Here is a 26,851-nt window from a genome sequence, read left to right as displayed (position 1 = left end):
TATTGGAGGTTTTACAACATGCAAACCGTACTGATTACCGGCGCTTCCGGCGGAATCGGCAAAGCCTTCGCGGAGCTGTGCGCGGAAAAGGGACATCGTATCGTCCTCGCCGCGCGGAACGAACGGAAATTGGACGCGCTCGCCCATGAGCTAGCGCATCGGTACGCCGTCGACGCCATAACGGTGCCCGTCGATTTAACCCGGGACGACGGGCCGGAGCTGCTGCATCGCAAGCTGCGGGAGGATGATATCGCGATCGACATCCTCGTCAACAATGCGGGCGTCGGATCGTTCGGCCCGTTGCACGAGCAAGATATCCGCTCTGAACTGGACATGATTCAGCTGAACGCCCGTTCGCTGTCGCACCTGATGATGCTGTTCCTGCGCGACATGGTCGCCCGCGGAAGCGGCCGCATTCTGAACGTCGGCTCTACGACGTCCTTCTACGCCTGTCCGATGAGCGCGAACTATTCGGCGACCAAAGCTTTCGTGCTGAGCTTGACCGAAGCGGTCGCGGCGGAGCTGCGGGGGACCGGCGTCAGCGTCACCGCGCTATGTCCGGGGCCGACGGGAACCGAGTTCTTCAGCCGGGCGAAGATGGACGGACAGAAAGTCGCGAAGCCGTCCGCGCTCATGCCGCCGATGCAAGCCGCGCGAATCGGATACGCGGCGATGATGAAGGGCAAGACGTCCGTCGTGCCCGGCTTCGGGAATTGGCTGCTTACGCAAGCGCCGCGTCTGTTCACGAGACGGTTCGTGACCCGCGTGACGAAGAGCGTCATTATGCAGAAGCTGTAGAAGCTGTAACCGGACCCAGCACGGCGAGGCACGGCAAGAGCCCCGAACAGCCAAGAGACCAGGCAGCGCAATCGCTGCCTGGTCTCTCCCTATCCCGCGCCTAGACGTCCTTCGCCGCGGCTCGGCCCGCCACTCTACCGCTGAACAGGCAGCCGCCGAGGAACGTGCCTTCGAGCGCGCGGTAGCCGTGCACGCCCCCGCCGCCGAAGCCGGCGACTTCTCCGGCCGCGTACAAACCCGGCACCTCTTCGCCCGCGTCGTTCAGCACGCGGCCCGACAAGTTCGTCTGCAAGCCGCCGAGCGTCTTGCGGCTGACCAAGTTCAGCCGGACCGCGATGAGCGGACCGCTCTTCGGATCGAGAAGCTTGTGCGGCTTCGCGACGCGAATCAGCTTATCGCCGCGATACTTGCGGGCGCCGCGGATCGCCGTAATCTGCAGATCCTTCGAGAATTCGTTATCCAGCTGGCGATCGCGCGCCTTGATCGTCTCCTCGATCGCCTCGAGCTCGATCAGACCGTCTCCGGTCAGCTTGTTCATGCCGGCGACGAGCTCCGTCAAGTTGCCCGCGATGACGAAGTCCTCGCCCTTGTCCATGAACGCCTGCACCGGACCCGGCGCGCCGGGCAGCACCCGCTTCAGCAGCAGGCGAATGTTCTTGCCGGTCAAGTCGGGGTTCTGCTCGGAGCCGGACAGCGCGAATTCCTTCTCGATGATCTTCTGCGTCAGAATGAACCACGAGTACGAATGTCCCGACTTCTGGATCGCTTCCAGCGTGCCGAGCGTATCGAAGCCCGGCAGCGCCGGCACCGGGAACCGCCGCCCCCGCGCGTCCAGCCAGAGCGACGAAGGCCCCGGCAGAATGCGGATGCCGTGGTTGCGCCAGATCGGGCTCCAGTTCTTCAGCCCTTCCGTATAGTGCCACATGCGGTCCCGGTTCACGATGCGGCCGCCCGCTTCCTCCGTAATCGCCAGCATTCGTCCGTCGACGTGCTCGGGCACGCCGGACAGCATGCGCTCGGGAGGCGTCCCCAGCCGACTCGGCCAGTTCTTCCGGATAAGCTCCGGATTGCCGCCGATGCCGCCGCTCGTCACGATAACCGCCTTCGACGTATACGAGAACTCTCCCGCGACTTCCCGCGAGCTGGCCTCTCCTCGCGCGGCCGAGCTCGGCACGAGCACGGCGCCGCTGGCGCCCGTCACCCTACCGCCGTCGCCGACCAGCAGCTTATCTACGCGGTGGCGCGGCTTATAATCGACGCGTCCCCCGGACATATGCTCCCTTACCCGGCGCTCGAACGGCGCGACGATTCCCGGGCCGGTTCCCCACACGATGTGGAATCGGGGAACGGAGTTGCCGTGGCCATCCGCAAGATGCCCGCCGCGCTCCGCCCAGCCGACGACCGGGAAGAAGCGGACGCCCATCTTGTGCAGCCACTCCCGCTTCTCCTCCGCCGCGAACTTTACGTAGGCTTCCGCCCACCGGCGGCCCCAGCGATCCTCGTCTTCGTCGCGGTCGAAGCCCGCCGAGCCTATCCAATCCTGCAATGCCAGCTCATACGAATCCCGCACTCCCATCCGGCGCTGTTCCGGCGAATCGACGAGGAACAAGCCCCCGAACGACCACCAAGCTTGCCCGCCGAGCGAAGCTTCGGGCTCCTGATCGAGCAGCAACACCCTCTTCCCGCCATCCGCGGCTTCCGCCGTCGCGACGAGTCCGGCCAATCCCGCTCCTACCACGATTACATCGTAATCCACTTGCCAGCCCTCCCCGTAGTCGGCCCGCCCATCGGCGTATCTACTACGAGAATATAGTAAAAGTAAGCGATTGCACAAACATCTTTTTACAGCTTACCCTTTCAGTTGAGATTGCGCGCCCCAATCCGTCTGTCGGTAATCCCCGTACAGCATGTCGGGGTTCGTCGAGCACGAATACGCGACCCGGTTCGTCATCTCCACGAGCGTCAACCGGTGTCCGTGCTTCGCGCCCGTATCGATGCCGAGCATCTGCGGCCCGTGCCACAGCTGCCCCGGCTCGGCCCCCATGTTCTGAGTCGGCGTATGGCCGAAAATCACGTTGAAAGCATGCGCCGTCCGGCTGCCCCAGAAATCTTGCCGGATGCTGACCAAATCTTCCTCGCGCTGGCCTTTGAGCGGGACGCCCGGCCGAATGCCCGCGTGGACGAACAGGAAGGAGCCCCGTTTATGATAGAGCGGCATCGATTCCAGGAACTTGCGCGTGGCGGCGCCTTCGATCGGGATCGCGTTCTTGCAGACGTGCCTCAGCAAGTACGCCCGTTCCATGTTGCCCGCGAGCGCGACCGCTCCGTTCGTATGCAGCGTGCGAATCGTCCTCAGCGTCTTCCGAACGTCGGAATCCGCGTTAATATAATCGCCCAGCATGATCAGACGATCGGTTCCCGGCGTATAGCACGCCATCTTCAATAATTGTCTGGCCCCCGCGACGTGGCCATGGATATCGGATATTACGAATAATCGGGACATCGCAATCTACCTCTCATTATCGTGCGCATAGATGAATGTATCTTCGGGTTTAACGGACAAGCTGCCTTGCGAATCCCGGTCGAGCGCCCGCTCGTGCAGGAAAGTCACCTGCCGGCCCTCGTTCGTCTTGGCCAGCACGCGCCAGCGCTCCCCTTCGAAGACGCTGTGGACGACCTTGGCCGGAATCGCGTTCCTGCCGGCGAGCGCGTCCTCCTCTTCCCAGACGACCGCCTCCGGGCGGAAAAGCACGTTCACCCGCTTCTCCGCCGCTGCCCCGGCATCAGGCGAGTCTCCCGACGAATCTCCCGGCGCGACTCCCGAGATCTCGCAGTCTTCCAGTCGCACCTTCGCGTACGAGCCGCTTTCGACGAGCCGACCCTCGAGCAAGTTGCCCGCCCCGAGCAGCTGCGCGGACGAATGGGTCGCCGGCCGGCCGTAACACGTCTGCGGCCGATCGATCTGGTCGATCGCGCCCGCCCGCATGATGACGAGGCGGTCTGCCATCGAGAACGCTTCGTCCGGATCGTGCGTGACGTGGAACACCGTCGTCCCCAGACGGCGGAACAAGTAGGCCATCTCCGAGCGCATCTCGATGCGCAGCCGCATGTCCAGGTTGGAGAGCGGCTCGTCGAGCAGCAGCAGATCCGGCTCCGTCGCGAGCGCGCGGGCGATCGCCACGCGCTGCTGCTGGCCGCCCGACAACTGCGGCGGAAGGCGATCCGTCAAGCCGTTCAGATGCAGCAGCTCGACGAGCTCGGCGATCTTGGCGCGTATCGTCTCGTTGGACGCCTTCTTGCGGCGCAAGCCGTAGGCGATATTGTCGTATACGTTCATATGCGGCCATAGCGCATAGTCTTGGAACACCATATTGATGCCGCGCTTCTCGGCGGCGACGAGACGCTTCGCCGTGGCGACCGTCTCTCCCCGCAGCGCGATCTCCCCGAGATCCGGCTGCTGAAGCCCCGCGATCAGTTGCAGGAGCGTCGACTTGCCGCAACCGGACGGGCCGAGCACGCTAATGATTTCGCCCGCGCGCACTTCGAAGCTGATGTCGCGGAGCGCGGACTGCGAGCCGTAATTTTTGCCGACGTTCTTCACTTCCAGAATCGGTTGCTCGCTCATGCGGAAGGTCTCCTTGCTGGCGTAGTTTGGTACGATTGCGACGGTTGAAGCGGATGAGACGAATGTTCGGGTTGCGTTAGCTGCTGCTTCCGCCGCCAGAGCCGCGCGATCCGCTTCGGCCGGACGACGAGCCATTCCAGGATGACGATCAACAGGATGACGAGTCCGCCGCCGGTCAGCGTCGCCGCCGCGGCGTAGCCGAACCTCAAATCCTCGAACGCCTTGTTGATAACGACCGGCAGCGTCATGTAGTTGGGCGGATACAGAATCGAAGCGATCGCGAGGTCGAACACCGTCGCGCCGAAGGCAGCCAATCCCGCGGACACGATCGCGCCCCGCGTCAGCGGGACGAGCACGGTCGCCATGCGCCGCGTGAACGACGCGCCTTGCATCTGCGCGGCGGCCAACAGCTGCGCGGGCACCTTCGCCATCGCGCCGACGATGACCCGCGTGATGATCGGGATCGCGCCGGCGACGCTAGCCAAGACGAGAATCCACGGCGTGCCGTACAGCAACAAGCCGATGTGCTCCAGCCACTTCTGGTTCCAGATGAAAATATAACCGATGCCAAGCACGATGCCCGGCACCGCGAGCGAGACGAGCGAGATGACGTCGATCGTCCGGCGCAGCTTGAACTGCGAGAACGTCAACACGTAGGCGATCAGGAAGCCGACGAGCAGCCCGAGCAAGGCGGCCGCCGCGGCGATCTCGAGCGAGTGCGTCAAGCCTTCCAGCATGACGCCGCCGCTATGGAACAGCTCGCGATAATGCGAGAGCGTCAGCCGGCCTCGTTCGGCGCCCTCTCCGGCGACGGACATGAGCGCGTTCGAGCCGAACGGGATGCCGACGACGACGAGCAGGAAGAGCGCGTTGCCGCCGGCGAGCATCGCCGAAGCCGTCCGCCGCCTTGGCTTGCGCGGCTCCGATCTCGTCGCGCGCGACGTAAGGAAGTCGTACCGGCTGCGCCGCAGCATATACAGCTGCACGCTCATCGCGAGCGCGATCAGCAGCACGAGATAGAACGACAGCGCGCCGGCCATATCGAACCGGATCGGCGACGTATACAGCGCCGAGTAGACCGAGTAAGGCAGCGTCGGATAGCGGAACACCGTCGCGATGGACGCCGGCAGGCCGAAGTCGCCGACCGTGTCCATGAAGACGAGCATCGCGCCAGAGCACAGCGCGGGCAGCATGAGCGGCGCTTGAATGGTGCGCCATACGGTCCACGGCGAGGCGCCGGATAAGCGCGCCGCGTCGTTCAGTTGATCGACCTTCCATTCGAGCGCGGCCGACACGGTCAAGTAGGCGAGCGGGAACTTGCTAAGCGTCATGACGACGATTAGACCGGCCGGCTGGAACACAAGCGAGTGCAGACCGCTCCAGCCGAGCCATTCGGCCGCGAGCCCGTCCGCGGAAGCGAACATGACCCAGCCTTGCGCGAGGATGAACGACGGCGTAATGAGGAGCAGCCACACCGCGAGATCGAGCAGCCGCGCGGTCGGGAACGCCCAGCGCCGGCGCACCATCGCCAGCGCCGTGCCGAGCGCGGTGCCGAGCAGCGTCGTCCCGATGCCGAGCGTGACGGAATTTTGGAGCGAAGCATACCAGAGCGGTCTGCGGAAGACGTCGAGCAAGAGCGACAGATCGCCGATCTTCAAGCTCCCGAAGAAGACGCCCGGCAGCAGCACCTGAATGACGACGGCGGCGAGCGGCAGCAGAATAAGCAAGAACAAGACGGCTAGCATAAGCCAGCCCGTCCTGTTCTCCTGCTTAAGCATTCGAAGCATCGCTTAATTGACCGCTTTGTCGGCGAACCATTGCTTGATCTCGCCTTCGTGCTCTCCCGCCCAGCCCGCTTCGGCCACGACGAGCTTCGCGTTCGCTTGGCGGTCCGCCTTCGGGTTGACGCCTTTGGCGGACGGCTCGAAGTAGCTTTCGTCGCCGCCGTCGATGAGCGCTTGCTGCGTTGCCGGGTCAAGCAGGAACTCCACGAACGCCTTCGCCGCGTCCGCATGCGGCGAATCCTTCTGGATGGCCGCTACGCGCACCGATGCGGGAGCGCCTTCCTCCGGCCAGACGATCTCGATCGGCTCGCCTTGGTTTTTGAGCGTGTACGCGTTGCTCTCTTGCAGCGCGGCCGCTTTGATCTCGCCGCCCGTGAGCGCTTTGGCTACGTTCGGGTTTTTCGGGTACACGTGCAGGCCGTTCGCGAGCACCTTGTCGAAGTACGACTTGCCGCCGTCCATGCCTTGCGACTGGAAGAACCAAGCAACGAACGGGAACGCCGGCGCGGCTACCGCCGGATCCGCCATGCCGATCGCGTCCTTGAACTTCGCGTCGGTCAGGTCGTTCCACGTCTTCGGCGCGGAACTCGCGTCGAACGACTTGGTGTTGTATACGATGACGGAAGCGGCGTGCGCGCCCGTCGGGTAGTACGTCTTGTTCGCCGGAAGCAAGCCTTGGGCGAAGTCGGTCAGGTTGTCGACGTTGCTAGGCGTCCAATCGGCCAACAGCTGGCCGTTCTTGCCCATCGCGTCGATCGTCGGCATCGAGTCCATCCAGACGACGTCCCAATGCGGGTTGCCCTTCTCCGCTTCGATCCGCGAAGCGATCTCCGCGCCGTTGCCCGAGACGATCTCGAGCTTGTAGCCCGTCTTCGCTTCGAACAGCGGTTGAACGATCGCGTCGAAGTCGTTCAAGTACACGACGAGCGGCTCGGCGTCTTGCGGAGCTTCGGAGCTGGCCGGTGTCGTTTCGGACGGCGTCGCTTCGGTCGACGGCGATGCGTCCGCGGCTTGTACCGCGTCGGATGACGGAGCGTTATTCGCGTTCGAAGCATTGTCCTTGCCGCCGCACCCGGATAGGATCGACATGGCCATTACCGTGCCGATCGCGAGCAACAATCCGTTCTTCGCGTTCTTATTCAACATTGTTCCTAGCCCCCCACTGATCTTCTTCTTTCTAAGATTAATAGAGGATTGTAAGAGTAACGTTAACTGTGCGATAAACTTACATCAAATAACATGTATGGATATTGATAATCCCATCAGCGTTATCTATAGTGGAGGCAGCATCCGATTCTCACCCGGAAAGGAACGCCTCCATGAACCTGCAACAGCTGCGCGTATTCGCTTATGCGGCCCGCTTCGCGACCTTGACGGAAGCGGCCTCCGAGCTCCGATTGAAGCAACCGACGGTCACTTTTCACCTGAAAAAACTGGAGGAAGACCTCGGCGTCGAGCTGTTCCGCAAGCTGCCCCGCCGCATGCATCTCACCGATGCGGGACGGACGCTTCTTCCCTATGCCAAGCGGATCTGCGCCCTGGTGGACGAGTCCGACCGCTTGATGGCCGAGCATCGCGACCAAGGACGGGGACAACTGAGAGTGGGCGCGAGCTACACGCCGGCTACCTACTTCATGCCGCCGTATCTAGCCGATTATCAATCCCGGAACCCTAACGTCATGCCGATGCTAACGGTGAAGCAAGCGGGCGATATTCTGGAACTGCTTCGCGGCTACGAGATCGACGTCGCGGTCGTATCGCTCTTGGGCGATATCGCGATCGAAGAACTTCGAGTCGTCCCGCTCGTCGAAGACGGCCTGAAGCTGTTGCTTCCGACGACGCACCCGCTGGTCCGGTCGCCAGAGCTGTCGCTGGACGATCTTAGGGGCGAAGCCTTCCTCGTTCACGAGCAAGGCTCGACCTCGCGCGAGCTGTCCGAGCTATGGGCGAAGGATAACGGGTTGCAGTGGAACGTGCGGATGGAGTTGGGGGCGATCGAGACGATCAAGGAGTCGGTGAAGCACGGCATCGGCGTCGGCATCGTGCCTTGGCGCAGCGTCATGAAGGAGGCTCGGGAAGGAGAGCTGGTCGCGCGGGATTTGCCCGGCCGCGTGCGGAATCGGCACATCTGCCTAGTCTATCGCCAAGAGGACGTGATGGCTCATCACGTCCTGGCGTTCATTCAATATATGAAGGAGCAATGCGAGGTTACGGTTCAGGGGTAGCGTTAGGGCAATCGGTACAGCGCGAACGGCTTGCCGCTGCGGAACGGCTCGCTCGCCGCGTCGAGCGCCCGCTTCGCTTGCTCGTCGAGCGGCGACAAGCTGCGCAGATTGTCTTCGACCTGCTCGGGACGCGTGGCGCCGACGATGACCGTCGAGACCGCGGGACGGTCCATCAGCCAAGCCAACGACAGCGCGCTTGGCGTCGTTCCGAATGCCGAGGCGATGCCGCCGACCTCCTGGCCGAGGGCGATCGTCCGATCGTCGAGGAACCGGCGGAAGCCGGGGTCCGTATTCGACCGGGCTTCGGCCGGCGCCTCTCCGCCCGCGCCGTACTTCCCGCTGAGTATGCCGCCCGCCAGCGGAAAATACGGGATGATCCCGACGCCTTGGTCGAGGCACAGAGGCACGAGCTCTTGCTCGGGCGTCCGGTCCGCGAGCGAATAGCTCGTCTGCGTCGCGCAATAGCGGACGAAGCCGTGGCGGTCGCTGATGCCAAGCGCCTTCATGAGCTCCCATGCGGCATAGTTGGAGGCTCCGACGTAGCGAACTTTGCCGGACGACACCATGTCGTCCAATGCGCGAAGCGTCTCCTCGAGCGGCGTGTTCGGGTCGAACGTGTGAATCTGATAAAGGTCGACGTAATCGGTACGAAGACGCTTGAGGCTGGCTTCCAGCTCGCGCAGGAGATGCCCCCGCGACGAGCCGTTCGCGTTCGGCCCCTTGCCGGCGACGAGCCCGGCTTTGGTCGCCAGCACCGCTTCGTGCCGCCTGCCTTCGAGCGCGATTCCGATAATCCGCTCGGATTCGGTGCCCGCGTAGATGTTCGCCGTGTCGATGAAGTTGATGCCGCTATCCATCGCGTAATGCACGATGCGAACCGATGTCGGCTCGTCCGCGCGCTTGCCGAAGGCGTTCGTGCCCAGTCCGAGCGCCGACACCTCGAGTCCCGTTCTTCCCAGTCTTCTGTATTCCATGCGATTGTCGCTCCTCTTTAACTTCGCTTCACTTGCCACTCCAAAAGCAATACTCCAGGAGGGATATGCATAGAGTCAAACGAGTAATACTTACAATCTTCATTTAGAACATATAACTGAACTATTCCATAATCCACTTGCATCTGCCAATGCCCGCTTTGCATTATTTCCCCATTGTGCGCCAATTGAACAGCATTATCCCACTTATACTTTGGCCCTCTGTAACTTTCGATTGAAGACAATAATTGTTTATATAACTCTTGACTCTCTTCAGTAGAATCGTTCGAGATTTCGGAATCCCAAACTTCCGTAAATGTAAACCCTTTTACATGTTGAGAATGTACCAAATTAACAAAATCATCGTTGACATAAATATCACATATGTTATCTTCGACAACTTTAAAAATAGGATATTTGGATACATTTTCTGAGATAAAGCAAATCTTATCAAATGATTCTAATAATCCACTTTGAGACGTAGTAACTATTGATGATCTATCGAAATCAACAACATCATTTGCAACAAAAACATTAGCGATAAAAATTTCAAAATCTTCATGACTCGCGCATAGAAACTCCACACAATGACCTATCAGAGGAGTAAGAACTTCTACTACTCTCGAAGAGAACACTGGAATACCTGAAGCCAAATAAAAGTAATCGGTATTGTTACCTTTTTTATAAGACTCTAACGTTATCGAGTTCCACCAACTCTTCATCCGGTTACCCATAAAATTGTTTACAATTAATTCAAAATCATTTGTATTCTGACTAGATTTTAGCGTTATCCTCTTTTCTTTCGGTGTTATCTTCCATACTTTCATCTCTATCCCTCTCAAATTAGAATTGAGCCGTCGCTTGAACCATATAGTAAAACCCAGTCGTTCTTATCCCTTGCCCGCTGGCGTGCTTCTCGAATTGCGAGACGATCCCCTCGTAACACGTTTCCTTCACATATGACGCATAAGCGTCGCTCTGCCCGAACGTTACGAGTGCCATGATATCCTCCGGCGTCGGAATCCAGACGATCTCCTTCAGCCTCGTAATCGAGACTCCCGACAACCCGCTAGTCCCCAAGCGCTCTTCGATGCGATCCAACACCGGCGTCCCCGCCGCGGCCGGACTGAAAAGTCCCGGGAACGCCTCGCCTAGCTCGCCTGCTTCTCCATTGCCGTCTCCCGGATGAAGCATGATCAGCCTGCCGCCGGGACGGACGACGCGATTGCCTTCCGCGTACCAGCTCCCCGGCCCCTTCTTCGTATAAGCCAGATCGAACGTATCGTCGGCGAACGGCAGTCCGTTATGCGTATCCCCTACGACGAATTGGACGTTCGAGGGCCGCTCCAAGTTCGCTGTCGCAATGAACCCCTTCGTCATGTCGAACCCGACGACTTCGTCCGCCTGCTCCGCCCACCGCTTCGTATAATCGCCGTGTCCGCAACCGACGTCGAGGATACGTCCTCCGTCGATCGCCGCCGTCAACATCGCCGTGAGCACGCTCTCGGCAGAGATGCCATCCACGATAGATCGCCACGGATACTCGTACCGACCCGTCTTGGCCGCCAATTGGTCGCACCAGGGCCTGCTCTGTCCGCTCAGATGATCCGGATGCTTCGTTACGTCTGGAAACATGCTTGGCAATCGCTCCTTCGATTCGTTCGGATGAGTGCTGAGAAGGAGATTTTACCAATTAGTCCGAATGCTGACCAGCGTGCGCAAGCGATTTCCACATCTCGTAGTTGCATAATGTACAGCTACAATCGCCTGTCGATGCACGCTCCAGACCATTAGTTGCATTTCATGCAGCTAGTTTCACGAATTTCGCTAACGTTCGTCCGATTTGCCCAATCTAAGTGTACAAAATGCAACTAACTACGCCATTCGGCGTCAAGCGCCGAAATTAGATGTACATTTTACACCTTGCCTGAAAATAATGCCGCCGCGCCGGGGTTCCAGCCGTAAACAGCCGCAACCACCAGCCATATGAACAAGAGCCGCCCGCCCCCGCGACGACCGCGGACAACGGACAGCTCCCTATTTTATCGCGCCAACAACCGTCTAATCCCCTCGACCGCGTACCAGTGGTCCTCCTCGCCGGTCAACCCGGTGACGGTCACGGTGCCGACTTTTCCTCGACCCTTCACGAGAATCGGGAAGCACCCGCCCTCGGCTTGGTACTCCTCCGACGACAACCCCGAAGCTTCCTTGAACGTCGTCCCCTCGGCCTTGTACTTCTCTCCGATATAGAGCGAGCTGTGGCCGAAACGGTTCACGACGTTCTTCTTCGCGTTGATCCAATAGATGTTGCCCTCGTTCGTCCCCGCCATGTAGTGCGTGTACAGCGGATGCGCATCGTTCTCGATGTGGACCGCGATGCCCTTGCCGAGCTCCTTCGCCAGCCCGACGATCAAGCTGCCTAGCGCCAACGCTTCGTCATTCGCGAACGATTCGAATTGCAGTTCCTTTTCTTGCTTCAATAACGTATCCAACAGTTCGCTCATGCTCCGATATCCCTTCCTTCGTTACGTCCTATGCGTTGTATGATAACACGTTACTTCTTCAGATGGTAAGGAACCGTGGTCACGATAACGTCCTTGCGATACAGCAAATACGCGCGAAGCATGAAGCTGGTCTGGTTGTGCAGAATGTTGTGCCAGCCTTTCTTCGGAATGAACTGCGGAATGACGACCGTCACCTGATAGTTCGATTCGCCCGCCTTGCGCTGCACCGTGTCGATGAACTTGCTCAGCGGCTGGATGATGCTCCGGTAATGGGAATGCAGCGTCACGAGACGGATCTCGGGCCGCCACTTGCTCCACTTCTCCTCGAACAGCGCCTCGTCCTCCCGCTCGAACGGAATGTAGACGGCGATAATCTGGTCGGGCTTGAGCGACTGCGCGTAGTTCACCGAATGCTCGACGACGTGCGTGATGCCCGATACCGGCAGGATGATCACGTTGCCCTCGATCGGAACGTTCGGTTCGCAAGTCGTCAGGCGCAGTTGGTCGCCAACGGCCTCATAGTGCTTCTTGATCCGGTAGAAAATAAAGATGATAAGCGGCATGAACACGAGCGCCGGCCACACCTGCCCGAATTTCGTGACGAAGAACATCATCGTGACGGTGAAGCAGATGATCGCGCCGACAGTATTGACCGCGAGCTTCGCCGCCCAGCCCGGCGGCTTCTCGCGGAGCCACTTGCGCATCATGCCGAGCTGCGCGAGGGTGAACGGAATGAATACGCCAACTGCGTACAGGGGAATGAGCCGCTCCGTGTGAGCCTCGAAGGCGACGATCAGCACGATCGACAGCACGCCGAGGCTGATGATGCCGTTCGAGTAGCCGAGCCGGTCGCCGCGGACGGTGAACATGCGCGGAATGAACTTATCCTTCGCCAGGTTGACCGCGAGCAGCGGGAACGCGGAGTAGCCGGTGTTCGCCGCGAGGATGAGGATGAGCGCCGTCGTGCCTTGAATGAAGAAGTACATGAAGTGGCGGCCGAACGTCGACTCCGCGATTTGCGACACGACGGTCACTTCGGCTCTCGGCGATACGCCGTAGTAGTAGGCCAGCACGACGATGCCGGAGAACAGAATCGCCAGCAGCGCGCCCATCGCGATCAGCGTCTTCGCCGCGTTGTTCGGCTCCGGCGACTTGAAGTTCGGAATCGCGTTCGAGATCGCCTCGACCCCCGTCAGCGCCGAGCTGCCCGAGGCGAACGCCTTCAAGAGCAGGAACAAGGTGACGCCCGCGACCGGCGTGCCGACGGACGTATACAGATCCGCCGACACGTCGCCGGTCGTGATCTTATAGATGCCCGCGCCGATCAGTATGAACAGCGCCAGTACGAACAAATAGACAGGATAAGCGAGAATCGAAGCGGACTCCGTCACCCCGCGCAAATTCAAGATCGTAATGAACACGACGAATACAACCGCGATGACGACCGAATAGCCGTGCAGACTCGGGAAGGCCGACGTGATCGCGTCCGTGCCCGCCGAGACGCTGACCGCCACGGTCAGCACGTAATCGACGAGCAGAGAGCCGCCCGAGACGAGCCCCGCGAACATGCCGAGGTTCTCCTTCGAGACGACGTACGCGCCGCCGCCGTGAGGATACGCGAAGATCACTTGCCGGTAGGAGAGAATCAGCGCCAGCAGCAGGATCAGCACGCCGATCGCGATCGGCACGGAGTACCACATCGCCGCCGCTCCGATGGCGAACAGGACGATCAGAATTTGCTCCGGCCCGTAGGCGACCGACGACAACGCGTCCGACGACAGAATCGCCAGCGCCTTCGTCTTGATCAGCTTCTGCTCTCCGAGTTCGTTCGATTTCAGAGGACGCCCGATTAACAATCTTTTGATGGAATACATGCCTTGCACCGCCAAGTCTGCAGAATGAAGTTAGGATACCCGTAAAAGACCGCAACAAAAAAGACCGCGGAGGGGTACCCCGCGGCCTTTGAATGGCCGAAGATTGCTCTCCTCTAAGACGCTTACGAGGTTAGCTGTCGGATTCGGGCGTATAGAGTCGCCCTACGAGCTCGGCCGGTCGGCCTCCCTCGATTCACCCCGCGCGGCAAGCCTTCCGGCCCGTCGCAACTTGCACTTGGTTCCCCCGCTCTCCGGTTGCCCGGAAACTCAGCGTATCGCGTTCTATTCGGTTGATGGAACGTTATGATCATAGTCCTGTCGCTTGCGGTTGTAAAACGCGATTTTCGGACCAAATCGGGTATATGGGCGGCGAATCCGGCATGAATGCGCATTCATTGCGGCTACTCATTGCCGGGCATCTCGAACTTGCGCCATGCGCGATCATGCTTCGTATGAGCGACTTGCAAGCATCTACTTGATAAAAATACCTGCGAACGCGGTGACGATCGTCTATTATGCATCTAAAAAGCGCCAACTTGGGCTAAAAAGGCACCCGGAGTTTCCGGGTGCCTGTATGATTATGGGCGTTGCGGCTTAATTCTCGGTTAACTTTTTCCAGCCGCCCAAGCCCGTAATGTCCTCGATGCCGGGCAGGTCGGCGGCATAGCCTTCGCAGATGAACCCGGGCACCTCCGTGCCGTCTGCGAGCTCCACCTTGCCGATGCCGAGCGGACCGGGAATCAAGGCGACGAACGAGCCGAACGCCGCCATCGGCAGCTCCCACACCTCAAGCGCGATCGCCCCGCCGCCCTGCGGCAGCTTGATCAAGCCCGGCTTCGCCGGCGTCGTCGGCAGCTTCAGCATGAGATACTTCGGAGCGGTCGTCGTCTCGCGGACGAACGAGCCCCCCCTCTCCAGCAATTGCTTCTCGAGCGGATAGCCTCGCATATGCAAGCCGCATACGGCCACTAACGTCGTCTCCTGGGACATAAGCACCTCTCCTTTAATTGTTCTGGATGGCGAGCGCGGCGCCGCGGACGAGGTCCTCGCGCTCCGCCGCCGCGAACAGCGTAATGCCGAACGGCAGATCGTCGGCCGCATCGACGGCAGGCAGAGCGATCGCGCACATGTCGAGCAGATTGCAATGGTTCGTATATCGGCCCATGTCGCGGTTCGTCGCGACGGGATCTTGCCGCACCTGCTCCCGTGTCCACGTGCCGCCCGCCGTCGGCAGGACGAGCACCGCGTCCTTCAGCCGCTTGCGCGCCTCGAGCTTATATTCCTGCAGCTTGTGCATCGCTTGGAACAACGATGCCGCAGTATGCCGCTCGTCCGCGCCGGAACGGAGAATACGCTCGGTCACCGGCAGCACGGCGCCCGGATGCGCCTCGACGAACGCGCCGAGTCCCGCCCAACGCTCCGCGACCCAGGGGCCTTCGTACAATACCGATGCCGCTTCGCCGTATTGCGAGATATCGACTTCCTCGACGGGAATGCCCAAGCCGGCGAGCGACGCGAGAGTTGCGTCCCATGCCCGCTCGTATGCCTCGGCGTAAGGGCCGTAGAACGCGACCGTTCCGGCGATCGGCACGCAGACGCGGGTCGGGAGCGCGGCAGCCGGAGCCGGCAGCCGCCGCGACCATGGATCGCCATCGTGCGGCCCGCGGGCGATGCGGTCAACCTCGTACGCTTCTTCCGCGCTCCAAGCGAATACGGTCACGCAGTCCAGGCTCTCGCATGCCGGCACGACGCCGTGGACCGGCCAAGCGCCTAGGCTCGGCTTCAGGCCGACGAGCCGGTTCAGGTGCGCCGGCACGCGCCCGGAACCGGCGGTGTCGGTGCCGAGCGAGAACGCCGCTTGGCCGCGGGCGACCGCGACCGCCGAGCCGCCGCTCGAGCCGCCGCTGATCAGCTCCGGCTTGAGCGAGTTGTGCGTCTCGCCGTAAGGACTGCGCGCGCCGACGAGCCCGGTAGCGAACTGGTCGAGGTTCGCCTTGCCGATCGGGATCGCCCCCGCGGCGACGAGCCGCTCGACGACCGCCGCATCCTCGGAAGGCTCGTACGCGTACGCCGGGCACGCTGCCGTCGTCGGCGCCGCCGACCAATCGATATTGTCCTTGATCGCGAACGGAATGCCCCAGAGCGGCGCATGCTCCGGATCGAGTCCGTTCAACCGAAGCAGGTACGGTTCTATCCGCTGCCATTCCGGCGGCGTAATCCAGATATTCATTCCTTCGTCCCGCTTCGCCCGCCGGATGATCTCCATGACGACCTGCGCCGGCGTTACTTTGCCGCTTCGATAGAGCTCCCGGAGTTCGCTTATCGTCAGCGACTCCGGAACGATTGTCTTCTCCATCGGTATGCGCCTCCATCCTCTATTTCATTATGCTTGCGATAAGCTGTCCCGAATGGACCGGATCGCCCGGCGTCACGAACAGCGACCCGACGATGCCGTCCGCGGGTGCCTGCTGCGCGAATTCCATCTTCATGCTCTCTTGGATGATGAGCGTATCGCCTTTCTTGACCGCTTGGCCCGGCGAAACGAGCACCTTCCACACGCTGCCCGGCATCGGCGTCCGCACGGGCACCGCCCCCGCGGGTAACTCGTTCTCTTCGGTAGGCTTCGGCGCCTCTTGCTCGGACACGTACTCGGCGAGCCCGAGACGCTTCCAGCTCTCGCGCTCGGCTTGGAACGCCGCCTGCTGCTTGGTCTTGAAGGCGTCCGCGCTTTCCTTGATGTCGTCGAGGAACTTCAAATATTCGCCGAAGTCGAACTCCGTCTCCGTAATGTCCGCTTCGAACCGGCCGCGCAGGAAGTCTTCCCGCAAGACGAGCAGCTCCTCGGCGCTAACCGGGTAAAATTGAATTTGATCGAAGAAGCGAAGCAGCCAAGGCTGGCCCGGCTTGAAGCTCGCCGTCGGGCGCAGCTTGTTCCACATCTGCACCGTGCGGCCGACGAATTGATAGCCGCCCGGGCCTTCCATGCCGTAGACGCACATGTACGCTCCGCCGATGCCGACGGCGTTCTCCGGCGTCCACGTGCGCGCCGGGTTATACTTCGTCGTCACGAGCCGGTGGCGCGGATCGGTCGGCGTCGCGACCGGCGCGCCGAGGTAGACGTCGCCGAGACCGAGCACGAGGTAGTTCGCGTCGAACACGATGCGCTGCACGTCGTCGATGCTGTCCAGTCCGTTCACGCGGCGGATGAACTCGATGTTGCTCGGGCACCACGGCGCGTCGGGGCGGACGTTCTGCTGGTAGCGGTCGATGGCGACGCGTGTCGCCGGATCGTCCCACGACAGCGGCAGCCGGACGATGCGCGACGGCACGCGGATCGAGTCGAGCGGCGGAAGCGAACGATCGATCTCCACGATGCGGGCGCACGCTTCCATCGCCGTCGTCTTCGAAGGATCGATGTGCACCTGCAAGGAGCGGATGCCCGGCGTCAGATCGACGACCGGAATCGCCCCGCTGTCCTTGATCGCCTGCATGAGCGCGTTCGCTTGGAAGCGAAGCGCCAGATCGAGCTCCAGCTCCCCGTATTCGACGAGCAGGTATTGATCGCCGCAGCAACGAATCGTCAGCGGGAACCGGCGGCCCGGCGACGCGTCGCGATGAAGGATCGGGTAATCGGTACGGAAGTCCGAGACCGCCGAAGGCGGCAGCACGACCGGCTCGAACGCCTCCCGCTCGCCTTCTCCGATCGCCCACAGGTTGTGCTCCTGCGCGGCGCGCAGCGCCTCCGCTTCCTGCAGCGTCAGCAGCCGGAAACGAACGGTATCGCCCGGGTGCAGCTGGCCGAGCTTCCACAGCTCTGCCGTCGCCGTCGTGACCGGACAGACGAAGCCGCCGAGGCTCGGGCCGTCCGGGCCGAGCAGAATCGGCATGTCGCCGGTAAGATCGAGCGTGCCGACGGCGTACGCATTGTCGTGGATGTTCGACGGGTGCAGCCCTGCTTCGCCGCCGTCTTCCCTCGTCCAGAGCGGCGCGGGACCGATGAGGCGAACGCCCGTCCGCGAGCTGTTGTAGTGCACTTCCCAAGCCGTCTCCGTCAGTTGCGTCAGATAGGCCGGACGCAGGAACTCCTCCGTGCAGTGCGGCCCCGGAATGACGCCGATCGTCCACGCCTTCGTCATCGCAGGCTGGTGCAGTTGCGCCAGGCCGAGTTCCTCCGAGGCGTCGACCGCCGACGAACCGGCGGCTTCAATCGAGCCTTCGTTCACGTTCAGAACGTCGCCCGTCCGGATCGCGCGGCCGCCGTGCCCGCCGAAGTTGCCGAGCGTGAACGTGGACGCGCTGCCCAAGATTCGCGGCATATCGAGGCCGCCTTGAATGAGCAAGTACGCGCGCATTCCTTCGCGAGCCTCGCCGAACGCGAGCGTCTGGCCGCGACGGGCGCGAACGACGCGATACGGGCGCACCGGCTCGTCGTCGAGCGTCGGCTGCATGTCGGCCCCGGTCACGCAGAACGCCATGTCGCTGCGGAACCGGAATGTGCCGCCGCGCAGCGTCATCTCGAGGCCGGCCGCGTCGTCCGCGTTGCCGAGCAGCTTGTTCCCGATGCGGAACGACAGCGGGTCCATCGGTCCGCACGGAGGCACGCCGACATCCCAGTAGCCGACGCGACCCGGATAATCCTGAACCGTCGTCTGAACGCCGCCGTCGAGCACCTCGAGCGCGCGTTCCGCCGGCTCGAAGCCGGACAGCAGCTGCGTATAGACGTTGCCCGAGACGCAATCTTCGCTCGCGAGCAGCTCTTGCAAATATTGAAGGTTCGTCGTGATGCCGTAGAACCTCGTCTCCGCGAGCGCCTTCGCCAGCTTGCGGATCGCGTCCTCGCGATCGGTGCCCTTGACGATAATCTTGGCGAGCATCGGATCGTACAGCGTCGTGACCGTCATGCCGTCCCGCACCCACGTCTCGTTGCGCGCATCCGAGGAGAATAGTGCCTGGTCCATCTGTCCCGCGCTTGGGCGGAACCCTTGCAAGCAATCCTCCGCGTAGATCCGCGCCTGCATGCTATGACCGCTAGGCTGCGGCACGAGCGCGGCAAGGCCGGTCATCTCGTCCGCCGCTTCGCGAACCATCCACTCGACGAGATCGAGCCCGCCGAGCACTTCCTCGGTGACGCCGTGCTCGACCTGCAGCCGAGTATTGACCTCCAGGAAGTAGTACTCGCAAGAATCGGGATCGTAGAGGTATTCCACCGTCCCCGCGCTGCGGTAGCCGACTTCCGCCGCCAGGCGGCGAGCCGATTCCAGCATGCTCGCGCGCACGTCCGCGGATAGGTTCGGCGCCGGCGTCTCTTCGATGACCTTCTGATTGCGGCGTTGGATCGAGCAATCCCGCTCGCCGAGCGCCACCACTTCCCCGAACCGGTTGCCGAAGATTTGCACTTCGACGTGACGCGCCTTCGCGATGTACTTCTCGAGGAAGACGCCTCCGTTCTTGAAGTTCGCTTCCGCGAGATGCCGGACCGAATCGAACGCGGCTTCGAGCGCCGCTTCGTCCGCGCACACCCGCATGCCGATGCCGCCGCCTCCGGCCGTGCTCTTCAGAATGACCGGGTAGCCGATTCTCTTCGCCTCGAGCGTTGCATCCGCAAGCTCGGAGATGAGCCCCGTCCCCGGCAGCATCGGTACGCCGGCGCGCTCCGCCGCTTCTCGGGCGGAGTGCTTCAGCCCGAACGTCTCCATCTGCTCCGGCGTCGGTCCGATGAAGGCGATGCCGCGCTCGCGGCAAGCGCGGGCGAAGCCGGCGTTCTCGCTCAGGAAGCCGTAGCCCGGGTGGATCGCCTGCGCGCCCGTCTCCTCCGCGATGCGGAGAATGAGCTCCGCGTTCAGATAGCTGTCCTTGGCCGGACCGTCGCCGATCAGAATCGCCTCGTCGGCGTTATCGACGTGAAGGCTGTCTTGGTCGGCCTTCGTGTAGACGGCCACGGACGCGATGCCGAGCTTGCGCAGCGTGCGTTCGATGCGGACGGCGATCGCTCCGCGGTTGGCGATGAGAACCTTGTTGAACATGATGACCACTCCCCAGTCGAAATCTAACGTCTAACGTCTCTCTATCGTCGTTCTCAATCGTTCCAGATCAACACCCGAACCGGCGTCGGATTGTACGCGTTGCAAGGATTGTTCAGCTGCGGGCAGTTGCTGATCAGCGCCGTCGTCCGGCATTCCGCCCTCAGCTCGACGTACGCGCCGGGCGACGATACGCCGTCCGCGAACGTCAGTCCGCCTTCCGGCGTGACCGGCACGTTCATGAAGAAGTTGATGTTGGGCGCAAGATCGCGCTTGGCGTACTTCTCTCCGTCCGCCCGCTTCGCCAGCTGCAGCATGAACGTGTCCCGGCAGTTGTGCATGTGCAGCTTCTCGTGGGCGTAGCGGACCGTATTGCTCTGCGCGGAGCAGGAGCCGCCGAGCGTATCGTGGCGGCCGCACGTGTCGGCGACGATCGTGAGCAGCGCCTTGCCCGATTCGGAGCGGATGACCGATCCGGTCGATAGGTAGATATTGCTCTGCGCGACGATCGTGCGAACCGCGCTGTAATGATCCTCCGGATGGTCCGCGTCGTAGAACAGAGTGTCCGCGGCTTGATTGCCTTCCAGATCCACGATCCGAAGCACCTGTCCCGGCTGCAGCTCCTTCATCCAGCCGTCGCCGGCCAGCACGATCTCGTCGTGAATCGCCGTCTCGACGGCGCGCTGGCTCTCTACGCGATTGAATACTGCCATAGTCGATTCCTCCCGTTATGCGTATCTAATAGATATGGACGAGTCCTTGCCTTCTCTTAGCGGCTCCGCAGCTGGTAATACTCCCACGTATTCTCGTAAGCCCGCGCGTTCTCCGGGCGGAAGTTGAAGCAATAATCGTCCCGGCCGACTTCTCCATCCGCGGACGCAATGTCGAGCTTCACCGGTACCGATGGGTACTCCGTTCTCGGATCGAGCGGATTAGGCGTGTTCGATAAGATGACGACGAGATCCATCTCGGCTCGTAACGTGACGGTCGCTTCTGCCGGACAATGCCCGACGTCGTAGCGCATGTCTCCCGCGTCGTCGCAGCCGACCTTCGCGAACAAGTTGACGTTCGGCATGAGATCGCGAACGCCGAGCCCGCAACGGACGAGCTCCACGGCGAAGTTCTCTTCTCCGCTGCGCAGCCACTCGTTACGAACGTCCTGGTACGTCGACTTCCCGTACTTCGCGTCCGTCTCCTCGCGGGTCGAATAGGCAGAGATCGTATCGTGCCAGCCGAGGCTGTCTTCGACGATCGCCGCCAGCACCCGTCCGTTATCGCTCATCAGCGTATGGCCTCGCGTCAGATGCGCGGTATGCAGAGCTTTAAGCGTATCGGGCATGTTGTAGCGTTCGGTCAGATCGTCCGCGTTGTAGAGCAAGAGCGATACGTTCGCTCCCGCTTCCAGCGCCGTGAACCGCAGCAGCTTGCCTCGGCCGACGACGCCGGACCATTTGCCCCCCGGCCGGATCGTGGTACTCCATTCGTTCGCGTTGTTCATCATGCATCTCGCTCCTTTGGATGAGTGGATAAGCAAAAAGGAGATACCACAAGACGCAGCGTCTCGTTGATATCTCCCAGGTTTTTATCCTTCCGTGGCATTCCCGGCGCCGGCTCGCGGACGTACGGGAACGGTTTACTCTCGGACCAGCCGCGGCGCAATGCCGCCGGAACCCTAGTAAACGAATATGAAGTTGTGTAACTAAACATAACACGCATATGGGGGTCAGTCAACGGATTCAATGAAATTTACGTCGATAGTTTCCAAAGTCGCTCGCTATGTGTTACATTGTCTAACATACTTGAACAACCGCATACACATGCTTTCTAGGGTTCCGCGGGCGATTCGCCCGGCCAGGTCCGAGAGAAGGCGCACGGCGCAAGCCGTGTCCACGGAGGGACAAAAGCCCGGGAGTTATCGATGATCCGATATCTCCCGGGCTTTATTACGTAGTTGGGGGAAACGCGCATGAAGCAATCCGATATGCCGACGCCGAAACGAACGCTTCGGCTTCATCACTTGGTCTACATGGGGCTGGCCTGGATGATGCCGATGGTGTACTTCACCGTCTACGGCATCGCCCGCGAGCATTCCGGCGGCATGCTGACGCAAGCTTACCTGCTGGCGTTCGCCGCCATCTTCTTCACGGCGTTCAGCTATTCGGCCATGGCGAAGGCTTTTCCCGGATCCGGGTCGGCTTACTCGTACGTCGGCAAGAGCCTTCATCCCCGGGCCGGCTTCCTCGTCGGCTGGACGCTGTTGCTCGAGTACGTGTTCTCCCCGCTCATCGCGGTGCTGACGTTCGGCATCTTCATGCACGCGCAATTTCCGTCCGTGCCCGCATGGCCGTGGATCGTCGGCTTCAACATCCTGCTGGCCGCGATCAATATGATCGGCGTCAGCTTCTCTGCCAACATCAGCAAATGGTTCGTATGGTTGCAGGTCGCGTTCGTCGCCGTCTTCTGCGCGTTCCTGGCGAAGGGCCTGACCGGCGGCAACGACCCGCTCGCGCCACTCGTCCAGACCGACATTCCGCCATCGGCTCTGCTGATCGGCGCGTCGGTCATCTGTTTCTGCTTCCTCGGCTTCGATTCCGTCACGACGTTGTCCGAGGAAACGATCGAACCCCGGAAGACGATCCCGAAGGCGATTCTCATCATCATCTCCGTCGCCGGACTGCTGTACTTCGTCCCCTCGTACTTGACGCAGCTCGCCTATCCCGGCTTGACGCTAGGCAACGACGATGCCGCCGGCCGCAACGTCGTCGAGCTCGCCGGCGGCGCCGGGCTGTCGTCGCTGTTCATGACGGTGCTCGTCTTCGCGGTATTCACGCAAGGTCTCGCCTCGTCCGCCACCGCGTCGCGATTGCTGTACGCGATGGGGCGCGACGCCGTCCTGCCTAGGCGCGTGTTCGGGAGACTTCATCCGAGGTTCGGAACACCGGTGCTAAGCATCGCCGTCGTATCCGCCTTCTCGATGCTCTCGCTCGCCGTCGAGCTCGACACCGCCGTGAAGTTCGTCAACTTCGGCGCGCTGACGGCGTTCTTCTTCGTGAACGTATCCGTCGTCGCGAAGCTCTACTTCAAGGACAGACAGCGCGCTTCGTTCAAGCAGACGGTCGGCCACCTCGTCGTCCCCGCGATCGGCGCATGCTTCATCGGCTGGCTGCTCACGTTGCTCGACGCGACCACGCTATGGCTCGGCCTATCCTGGACCGCCTTCGGCGTCGCGTATTACGTCGCGCGATTCAAGCTGTACCCGATGGTGTCCTCTCGACCGACGAGGCAGTCCTCTTCCCCCGCAACCTGATCGCGCAATGACGAAGGCACCCGGCCGCCATGGCTCGGGTGCCTTTCCGATTCTTAAGAACCTCTGATTGACTTCGCCGCCGCATCGAGGGCGCCAATTACCTTGTCGCTCCACGCGTCGAACTCCGGATCCTCTTGCTGCAGCTCCGGATTCGCGAGAATGTAGGCGATCGTCCGCTTCAGCCCTTGATCGAGTCGCGTCGTCGCAACGAACTCGGGCACGAGCCGCTTCAGCTTCGAATTGTCGAACACGACCGTGTTCGCCTTGTCGCCGAGTAAGCCGCCCCGGTAGTCTTCGCCGTAGCTGGTCGCGGCCAAGAACGACGACGAGACGTGCACGGCGTTCAGCTTCACGCCGAGCGCGTCCGCGATGATCTCGTAGATCTGGTTCCAGGTGACCGACTCGTCGGACGTGATATGAACGGTCTCGCCGAGCGCGTGGATGTTGCCCATAAGACCGATGAAGCCCTTCGCGAAGTCGTCGCTATGCGTCATCGTCCAGAGAGACGTGCCGTCGCCGTGAATGATGACCGGTTTGCCTTCGAGCATGCGCCGGGCGACCTGCCACGTCCCTTTGCGGCCGTGCACGCCGAGGGGAATGCCCCGTTCGCTGTACGTATGGCTCGGCCGGACGATCGTCACCGGGAAGCCGGCGTCGCGATACTGCTTGATCAGATACTCCTCGCAGGCGATTTTATTCCTGGAATATTCCCAATACGGATTCGATAAAGGCGTTCCCTCCGTAATGCGATAATCGGACAACGGCGTCTGATACGCGGAAGCCGAGCTGATGAACATGAATTGCTTCGTCTTGCCGCTGAACAGCCGATAATCCCGCTCGAGCTGGGCCGGCACGAACGCGATGAAGTCCGCCACGACGTCGAACGAGAGATCCTCGATCAGCTCCGCCACGCGCGCCTCGTCGTTAATGTCCGCCTGAAGGAGCTTGGCTCCGGGCGGCAACGAATCGTTCCGGTTGCCCCTGTTCAGCAAATACAGCTCGCAGCCCTGTTCCAGCAATTGCTTCGTAATCGCCGAGCTGATCGTACCTGTCCCTCCGATAAAAAGCGCTTTCATCCGCGTGCACCTCCGATAGGTTTGAGAGCGATTGACTCTCTCATTATCGCCTATCGGGACGCGCAACACAATTTCGGTCAATAGTAGGGATAATGCATATTCGTCTGCACTTGACGGGCTACCGCCTTGTCCGTCAGCATCTCCACGAGGAAGAGGCCGAGGTCGAGCGATGCCGATACGCCGCCGCCCGTAATGACATTGCCGTCGCGCACGTACCGTTCTTGGACGACTTCGGCGCAATAGGGTTCAAGCAAGTCGTAAGCGCCCGGATTCGTCGTCGCCCGCTTGCCCTCGAGGAAACCCGCCGCCCCGAGCAGAAGCGCGCCCGTGCATACCGATACCTTGTAAGTCGCGTCCTGTGCGGTCCGAATCCAGGAGACGAACGCCTCGTCGTGGCGGAGCTGCCTCGTCGGCATTCCGCCAGGGACGAACACGAGGTCGTACTCCGACAAGTCCGGCAGCACGCGGTCGATCTTGAACCGGAGTCCGCGATCGTCCTTAACCTCTTCCCGATCCGCGCAGAACTCCCAGCTTAGCTCCGGCATGACGCCCAGCACCTTCATCCATGGCAACGCCTCGTGCACGCCCGCGAAGTCGAGCGTCGTCATCCCGTCGAACAATACGTACGCGATCCTCATCCCGACACCTGGCCTCTTCGAATATAAGTTTACAAGTCCGTCGCGAGATGCGGCTTGCTGTAGTGGCTCGTGCCGCCCATGCCGACGACGACGCGGCCTCCCTTGTTGAACGTCAGCAGCTTGCTGGCGCCGGTATTCAGCAGCACCGTTACCTTGGCGCCGTCTCTCTTCGCCGTATAGATGACGAACCCGCTGCCGGCGAGGAACGTGCTCCAATTCCCGTCGAATTCCGATCTTGCGACGCGGTTGGAATACACTTGATTCTCCCGCCTGGTCGCTTTCGCTTGCGCTCTGGCCATTGCGCACCACCTCCTTCGCTACCAGCTTATTCGGGAGCGGCGAGATGGCTTGGACAACTAGCCGAGCTTATGGAGCGCTTCGAGCGCGGCTTGCCGGTCAGGGAGGAAGAAGAACTGCTTCCCTTGGTTGCACTCGTAGATGAAATCCCGCAAGCTCTTGCTGTCATAGACGCCGAAGTCGCCCACGATCGCCAGCTTCACTTGATAATTCGTATACTTCTGCAGCACGTCTCCCGCCAGCTTCGTCTTCAGCTCGAAGAAGTCTTCCGCGACGTTGCACTTGTCCAGCACGATCTTGTCGCAGTCCTCCGTATATCGAACCGTCGCCATGAGATCCAACGCGTCCTGGACCTCTTTAATAACGACGTCTTCGCTCTCGATGACCGCGACCTTGGACGTACCTTGCCGATCGACCGTTATGTTCATGCCGCATTCCCTCCCATGCAGTTTATTACCGATAGATTGATTTTAGCCGATTCGCCGGCTTTGTGACATAATAAGATTGGTCGTTCATTTTACTAACTAATATTTATCTACTTTAAAAAGTTTAGTTAATAGCGTATAATGATCTTACGATAAAAGGGGGCGCATTCGAATGACCGATCAAGCACCGAATTTTGAAATTGGAATCAGCACGTTCCTCGAGGCGACGCCGAACGCGGCGGTCGGCCAGTCGGTCAGCCACGCCCAGCGGCTGCGCGATGCCGTCGAAGAGATCAAGCTCGCCGACCAAGTCGGCCTGGACGTCTACGGCATCGGCGAGCATCACCGCGCGGACTACGCGGGCACGTCGCCGGTCACCGTTCTAGCGGCAGCGGCTTCCGTCACGAACCGCATCCGGCTCTCGACCGCGGTCACCGTGTTGTCTTCGGACGACCCGGTTCGCGTATACGAATCTTTCGCCACGCTGGATGGCCTGTCCAACGGACGCGCGGAGATCATGGCGGGCCGGGGCTCGTTCATCGAGTCGTTCCCGCTGTTCGGCTATAGCCTCGACCACTACGATGAGCTGTTCGAGGAGAAGCTCGAGCTGCTGCTCAAGATCCGCGCGTCCGAGAAAGTGACGTGGCAAGGCGGCCATCGTCCGGCGATCAACAATCTCGGCGTCTACCCGCGCGCCGTGCAGGATCCGCTGCCGGTATGGATCGCCAGCGGAGGCAACCCGGAATCCGCCGTCCGGGCGGGCACGCTCGGCTTGCCGATCGTATTCGCGATCATCGGCGGCATGCCGGAGCGGTTCGCTCCGCTCGTCAACCTGTATAAGCAAGCGGCGGAACGCGCCGGCCACGACGTGAACAAGCTGCAGATCGCGACGCATTCCCACGGCTTCATCGGGGATACGACCGATCAAGCGGCGGACCTGTTCTTCCCGCATAAGCAGGCGATGATGAACGTCATCGGCCGCGAACGCGGATGGCCGCACTACGACCGCGCCGCTTACGACGCCGCGCGCAACCTGCGGGGCGCGCTCTACGTCGGCGACCCCGAGTACGTCGCGGAGAAGATCGTCCTGCTGCAGCGCAACCTCGGCATCACGCGGTTCTTCATGCACGTCGACATCAGCACGATGCCGCACCGCGAACTGCTGCGGGCGATCGAGCTGCTCGGCACGAAGGTCGCGCCGATCGTGCGCAAGGAGCTCGCGAAGGGTTAAGCGGCGGGCACGCTCACCGCGGGAACCGGCGCATACGACACCACGCAACAACGCGACAAGGCACCCGTCTTCCGAC

The 26,851-nt window shown here is 61.3% G+C and carries 23 protein-coding genes and 3 riboswitches; of the genes, 4 read left to right on the top strand and 19 right to left on the bottom strand.

Features of this window, described 5'->3' with window-relative positions; all coding sequences use genetic code 11:
• The first annotated feature begins 18 nt into the window (after positions 1 to 18).
• Positions 19 to 798 (top strand): SDR family NAD(P)-dependent oxidoreductase, encoded by a 780-nt coding sequence (locus tag ACFQZG_RS17175; protein WP_378154669.1) that lies wholly within the window; start codon positions 19 to 21, stop codon positions 796 to 798.
• A 100-nt stretch (positions 799 to 898) separates the two neighbouring features.
• Here the strand turns inward: ACFQZG_RS17175 and ACFQZG_RS17170 are convergent, their stop codons facing one another.
• From ACFQZG_RS17170 to ACFQZG_RS17150, 5 genes are all read right to left on the bottom strand, one after another.
• Positions 899 to 2,554 carry an FAD-binding dehydrogenase gene (locus tag ACFQZG_RS17170; RefSeq protein ID WP_378154667.1) on the bottom strand — a complete coding sequence of 552 codons (1,656 nt, stop codon included), beginning with the start codon at positions 2,552 to 2,554 and terminating at the stop codon, positions 899 to 901.
• 93 nt (positions 2,555 to 2,647) lie between these two features.
• Positions 2,648 to 3,301: a metallophosphoesterase gene (locus tag ACFQZG_RS17165; RefSeq protein ID WP_378154665.1), complete on the bottom strand. Its 654-nt coding sequence runs from the start codon at positions 3,299 to 3,301 to the stop codon at positions 2,648 to 2,650.
• Positions 3,302 to 3,307: 6 nt separating this feature from the next.
• A complete protein-coding gene (locus ACFQZG_RS17160; protein WP_378154663.1) occupies positions 3,308 to 4,423 on the bottom strand; it encodes an ABC transporter ATP-binding protein in 1,116 nt (371 codons plus the stop codon).
• The gene (locus ACFQZG_RS17155; protein ID WP_378154661.1) at positions 4,420 to 6,210 is read right to left on the bottom strand and encodes an ABC transporter permease; all 1,791 of its coding nucleotides are present in this window, start codon (positions 6,208 to 6,210) and stop codon (positions 4,420 to 4,422) included. The genes ACFQZG_RS17160 and ACFQZG_RS17155 overlap by 4 nt, the downstream gene beginning before the upstream one ends.
• A 3-nt stretch (positions 6,211 to 6,213) precedes the next feature.
• On the bottom strand, positions 6,214 to 7,353 hold the full coding sequence (locus ACFQZG_RS17150) for an ABC transporter substrate-binding protein (RefSeq protein ID WP_378154659.1): 1,140 nt from the start codon (positions 7,351 to 7,353) through the stop codon (positions 6,214 to 6,216).
• A 173-nt stretch (positions 7,354 to 7,526) separates the two neighbouring features.
• Between ACFQZG_RS17150 and ACFQZG_RS17145 the strand changes: the two genes are divergently transcribed.
• A complete protein-coding gene (locus tag ACFQZG_RS17145) occupies positions 7,527 to 8,432 on the top strand; it encodes a LysR family transcriptional regulator (protein WP_378154657.1) in 906 nt (301 codons plus the stop codon).
• 2 nt (positions 8,433 to 8,434) lie between these two features.
• On the opposite strand, the gene ACFQZG_RS17140 is transcribed toward ACFQZG_RS17145, so the two are convergent.
• The 10 genes from ACFQZG_RS17140 to ACFQZG_RS17095 form a co-directional block, all read right to left on the bottom strand.
• Positions 8,435 to 9,406 (bottom strand): aldo/keto reductase, encoded by a 972-nt coding sequence (locus ACFQZG_RS17140; protein WP_378154655.1) that lies wholly within the window; start codon positions 9,404 to 9,406, stop codon positions 8,435 to 8,437.
• Positions 9,407 to 9,423: 17 nt separating this feature from the next.
• Positions 9,424 to 10,230 (bottom strand): hypothetical protein, encoded by an 807-nt coding sequence (locus ACFQZG_RS17135; protein ID WP_378154653.1) that lies wholly within the window; start codon positions 10,228 to 10,230, stop codon positions 9,424 to 9,426.
• A gap of 16 nt (positions 10,231 to 10,246) precedes the next feature.
• Complete coding sequence (locus ACFQZG_RS17130; RefSeq protein WP_378154651.1) at positions 10,247 to 11,038, bottom strand: class I SAM-dependent methyltransferase; 792 nt, start codon at positions 11,036 to 11,038, stop codon at positions 10,247 to 10,249.
• A 407-nt stretch (positions 11,039 to 11,445) separates the two neighbouring features.
• Positions 11,446 to 11,907, bottom strand: coding sequence for a heme-degrading domain-containing protein (locus ACFQZG_RS17125; protein ID WP_378154650.1), 462 nt, complete (start codon positions 11,905 to 11,907; stop codon positions 11,446 to 11,448).
• A gap of 50 nt (positions 11,908 to 11,957) precedes the next feature.
• On the bottom strand, positions 11,958 to 13,781 hold the full coding sequence (locus tag ACFQZG_RS17120) for an APC family permease (RefSeq protein ID WP_378154648.1): 1,824 nt from the start codon (positions 13,779 to 13,781) through the stop codon (positions 11,958 to 11,960).
• Positions 13,782 to 13,885: 104 nt separating this feature from the next.
• A riboswitch (cyclic di-AMP (ydaO/yuaA leader) is annotated at positions 13,886 to 14,064 on the bottom strand.
• Between the two features lie 311 nt (positions 14,065 to 14,375).
• Positions 14,376 to 14,771 (bottom strand): allophanate hydrolase-related protein, encoded by a 396-nt coding sequence (locus tag ACFQZG_RS17115; RefSeq protein WP_378154647.1) that lies wholly within the window; start codon positions 14,769 to 14,771, stop codon positions 14,376 to 14,378.
• 13 nt (positions 14,772 to 14,784) lie between these two features.
• Positions 14,785 to 16,137, bottom strand: coding sequence for an allophanate hydrolase (locus ACFQZG_RS17110; RefSeq protein WP_378154645.1), 1,353 nt, complete (start codon positions 16,135 to 16,137; stop codon positions 14,785 to 14,787).
• Between the two features lie 19 nt (positions 16,138 to 16,156).
• Positions 16,157 to 19,804 (bottom strand): urea carboxylase, encoded by a 3,648-nt coding sequence (uca, locus tag ACFQZG_RS17105; RefSeq protein ID WP_378154643.1) that lies wholly within the window; start codon positions 19,802 to 19,804, stop codon positions 16,157 to 16,159.
• Between the two features lie 53 nt (positions 19,805 to 19,857).
• Complete coding sequence (locus tag ACFQZG_RS17100; protein WP_378154641.1) at positions 19,858 to 20,514, bottom strand: urea amidolyase associated protein UAAP2; 657 nt, start codon at positions 20,512 to 20,514, stop codon at positions 19,858 to 19,860.
• Positions 20,515 to 20,570: 56 nt separating this feature from the next.
• Positions 20,571 to 21,302, bottom strand: a complete 732-nt coding sequence (locus ACFQZG_RS17095; protein ID WP_378154639.1) for an urea amidolyase associated protein UAAP1 — start codon at positions 21,300 to 21,302, stop codon at positions 20,571 to 20,573.
• A gap of 68 nt (positions 21,303 to 21,370) precedes the next feature.
• A riboswitch (guanidine-I (ykkC/yxkD leader) is annotated at positions 21,371 to 21,488 on the bottom strand.
• A gap of 126 nt (positions 21,489 to 21,614) precedes the next feature.
• A riboswitch (guanidine-I (ykkC/yxkD leader) is annotated at positions 21,615 to 21,715 on the top strand.
• Between the two features lie 52 nt (positions 21,716 to 21,767).
• On the opposite strand from ACFQZG_RS17095, the gene ACFQZG_RS17090 reads away from it, so the two are divergent.
• On the top strand, positions 21,768 to 23,108 hold the full coding sequence (locus tag ACFQZG_RS17090) for an APC family permease (RefSeq protein ID WP_378154637.1): 1,341 nt from the start codon (positions 21,768 to 21,770) through the stop codon (positions 23,106 to 23,108).
• A 53-nt stretch (positions 23,109 to 23,161) separates the two neighbouring features.
• Here the strand turns inward: ACFQZG_RS17090 and ACFQZG_RS17085 are convergent, their stop codons facing one another.
• The 4 genes from ACFQZG_RS17085 to ACFQZG_RS17070 form a co-directional block, all read right to left on the bottom strand.
• Positions 23,162 to 24,184: an SDR family oxidoreductase gene (locus ACFQZG_RS17085; RefSeq protein WP_378154636.1), complete on the bottom strand. Its 1,023-nt coding sequence runs from the start codon at positions 24,182 to 24,184 to the stop codon at positions 23,162 to 23,164.
• Positions 24,185 to 24,261: 77 nt separating this feature from the next.
• On the bottom strand, positions 24,262 to 24,822 hold the full coding sequence (locus tag ACFQZG_RS17080) for a DJ-1/PfpI family protein (RefSeq protein ID WP_378154634.1): 561 nt from the start codon (positions 24,820 to 24,822) through the stop codon (positions 24,262 to 24,264).
• Positions 24,823 to 24,851: 29 nt separating this feature from the next.
• The gene (locus ACFQZG_RS17075; RefSeq protein ID WP_378154633.1) at positions 24,852 to 25,121 is read right to left on the bottom strand and encodes a hypothetical protein; all 270 of its coding nucleotides are present in this window, start codon (positions 25,119 to 25,121) and stop codon (positions 24,852 to 24,854) included.
• Between the two features lie 57 nt (positions 25,122 to 25,178).
• A complete protein-coding gene (locus ACFQZG_RS17070; RefSeq protein WP_378154631.1) occupies positions 25,179 to 25,547 on the bottom strand; it encodes a DUF4180 domain-containing protein in 369 nt (122 codons plus the stop codon).
• Positions 25,548 to 25,716: 169 nt separating this feature from the next.
• Between ACFQZG_RS17070 and ACFQZG_RS17065 the strand changes: the two genes are divergently transcribed.
• A complete protein-coding gene (locus tag ACFQZG_RS17065; protein ID WP_378154629.1) occupies positions 25,717 to 26,775 on the top strand; it encodes an LLM class flavin-dependent oxidoreductase in 1,059 nt (352 codons plus the stop codon).
• Positions 26,776 to 26,851: the final 76 nt, after the last annotated feature.

This window comes from Cohnella sp. GCM10027633 (assembly GCF_042675445.1).
In the GTDB taxonomy this organism is placed as follows: Bacteria; Bacillota; Bacilli; order Paenibacillales; family Paenibacillaceae; genus Cohnella.
This window is presented reverse-complemented; position numbering and strand designations above follow the sequence as displayed.

Coding starts and splice junctions, on each gene's coding strand:
- ACFQZG_RS17175 (WP_378154669.1), top strand. CDS start 19: ATGCAAACCGTACTGATTACCGGCGCTTCCGGCGGAATCGGCAAAGCC.
- ACFQZG_RS17165 (WP_378154665.1), bottom strand. CDS start 3,301: ATGTCCCGATTATTCGTAATATCCGATATCCATGGCCACGTCGCGGGG.
- ACFQZG_RS17160 (WP_378154663.1), bottom strand. CDS start 4,423: ATGAGCGAGCAACCGATTCTGGAAGTGAAGAACGTCGGCAAAAATTAC.
- ACFQZG_RS17155 (WP_378154661.1), bottom strand. CDS start 6,210: ATGCTTCGAATGCTTAAGCAGGAGAACAGGACGGGCTGGCTTATGCTA.
- ACFQZG_RS17150 (WP_378154659.1), bottom strand. CDS start 7,353: ATGTTGAATAAGAACGCGAAGAACGGATTGTTGCTCGCGATCGGCACG.
- ACFQZG_RS17145 (WP_378154657.1), top strand. CDS start 7,527: ATGAACCTGCAACAGCTGCGCGTATTCGCTTATGCGGCCCGCTTCGCG.
- ACFQZG_RS17140 (WP_378154655.1), bottom strand. CDS start 9,406: ATGGAATACAGAAGACTGGGAAGAACGGGACTCGAGGTGTCGGCGCTC.
- ACFQZG_RS17135 (WP_378154653.1), bottom strand. CDS start 10,230: ATGAAAGTATGGAAGATAACACCGAAAGAAAAGAGGATAACGCTAAAA.
- ACFQZG_RS17130 (WP_378154651.1), bottom strand. CDS start 11,038: ATGTTTCCAGACGTAACGAAGCATCCGGATCATCTGAGCGGACAGAGC.
- ACFQZG_RS17125 (WP_378154650.1), bottom strand. CDS start 11,907: ATGAGCGAACTGTTGGATACGTTATTGAAGCAAGAAAAGGAACTGCAA.
- ACFQZG_RS17120 (WP_378154648.1), bottom strand. CDS start 13,781: ATGTATTCCATCAAAAGATTGTTAATCGGGCGTCCTCTGAAATCGAAC.
- ACFQZG_RS17115 (WP_378154647.1), bottom strand. CDS start 14,771: ATGTCCCAGGAGACGACGTTAGTGGCCGTATGCGGCTTGCATATGCGA.
- ACFQZG_RS17110 (WP_378154645.1), bottom strand. CDS start 16,137: ATGGAGAAGACAATCGTTCCGGAGTCGCTGACGATAAGCGAACTCCGG.
- uca (WP_378154643.1), bottom strand. CDS start 19,804: ATGTTCAACAAGGTTCTCATCGCCAACCGCGGAGCGATCGCCGTCCGC.
- ACFQZG_RS17100 (WP_378154641.1), bottom strand. CDS start 20,514: ATGGCAGTATTCAATCGCGTAGAGAGCCAGCGCGCCGTCGAGACGGCG.
- ACFQZG_RS17095 (WP_378154639.1), bottom strand. CDS start 21,302: ATGATGAACAACGCGAACGAATGGAGTACCACGATCCGGCCGGGGGGC.
- ACFQZG_RS17090 (WP_378154637.1), top strand. CDS start 21,768: ATGAAGCAATCCGATATGCCGACGCCGAAACGAACGCTTCGGCTTCAT.
- ACFQZG_RS17085 (WP_378154636.1), bottom strand. CDS start 24,184: ATGAAAGCGCTTTTTATCGGAGGGACAGGTACGATCAGCTCGGCGATT.
- ACFQZG_RS17080 (WP_378154634.1), bottom strand. CDS start 24,822: ATGAGGATCGCGTACGTATTGTTCGACGGGATGACGACGCTCGACTTC.
- ACFQZG_RS17075 (WP_378154633.1), bottom strand. CDS start 25,121: ATGGCCAGAGCGCAAGCGAAAGCGACCAGGCGGGAGAATCAAGTGTAT.
- ACFQZG_RS17070 (WP_378154631.1), bottom strand. CDS start 25,547: ATGAACATAACGGTCGATCGGCAAGGTACGTCCAAGGTCGCGGTCATC.
- ACFQZG_RS17065 (WP_378154629.1), top strand. CDS start 25,717: ATGACCGATCAAGCACCGAATTTTGAAATTGGAATCAGCACGTTCCTC.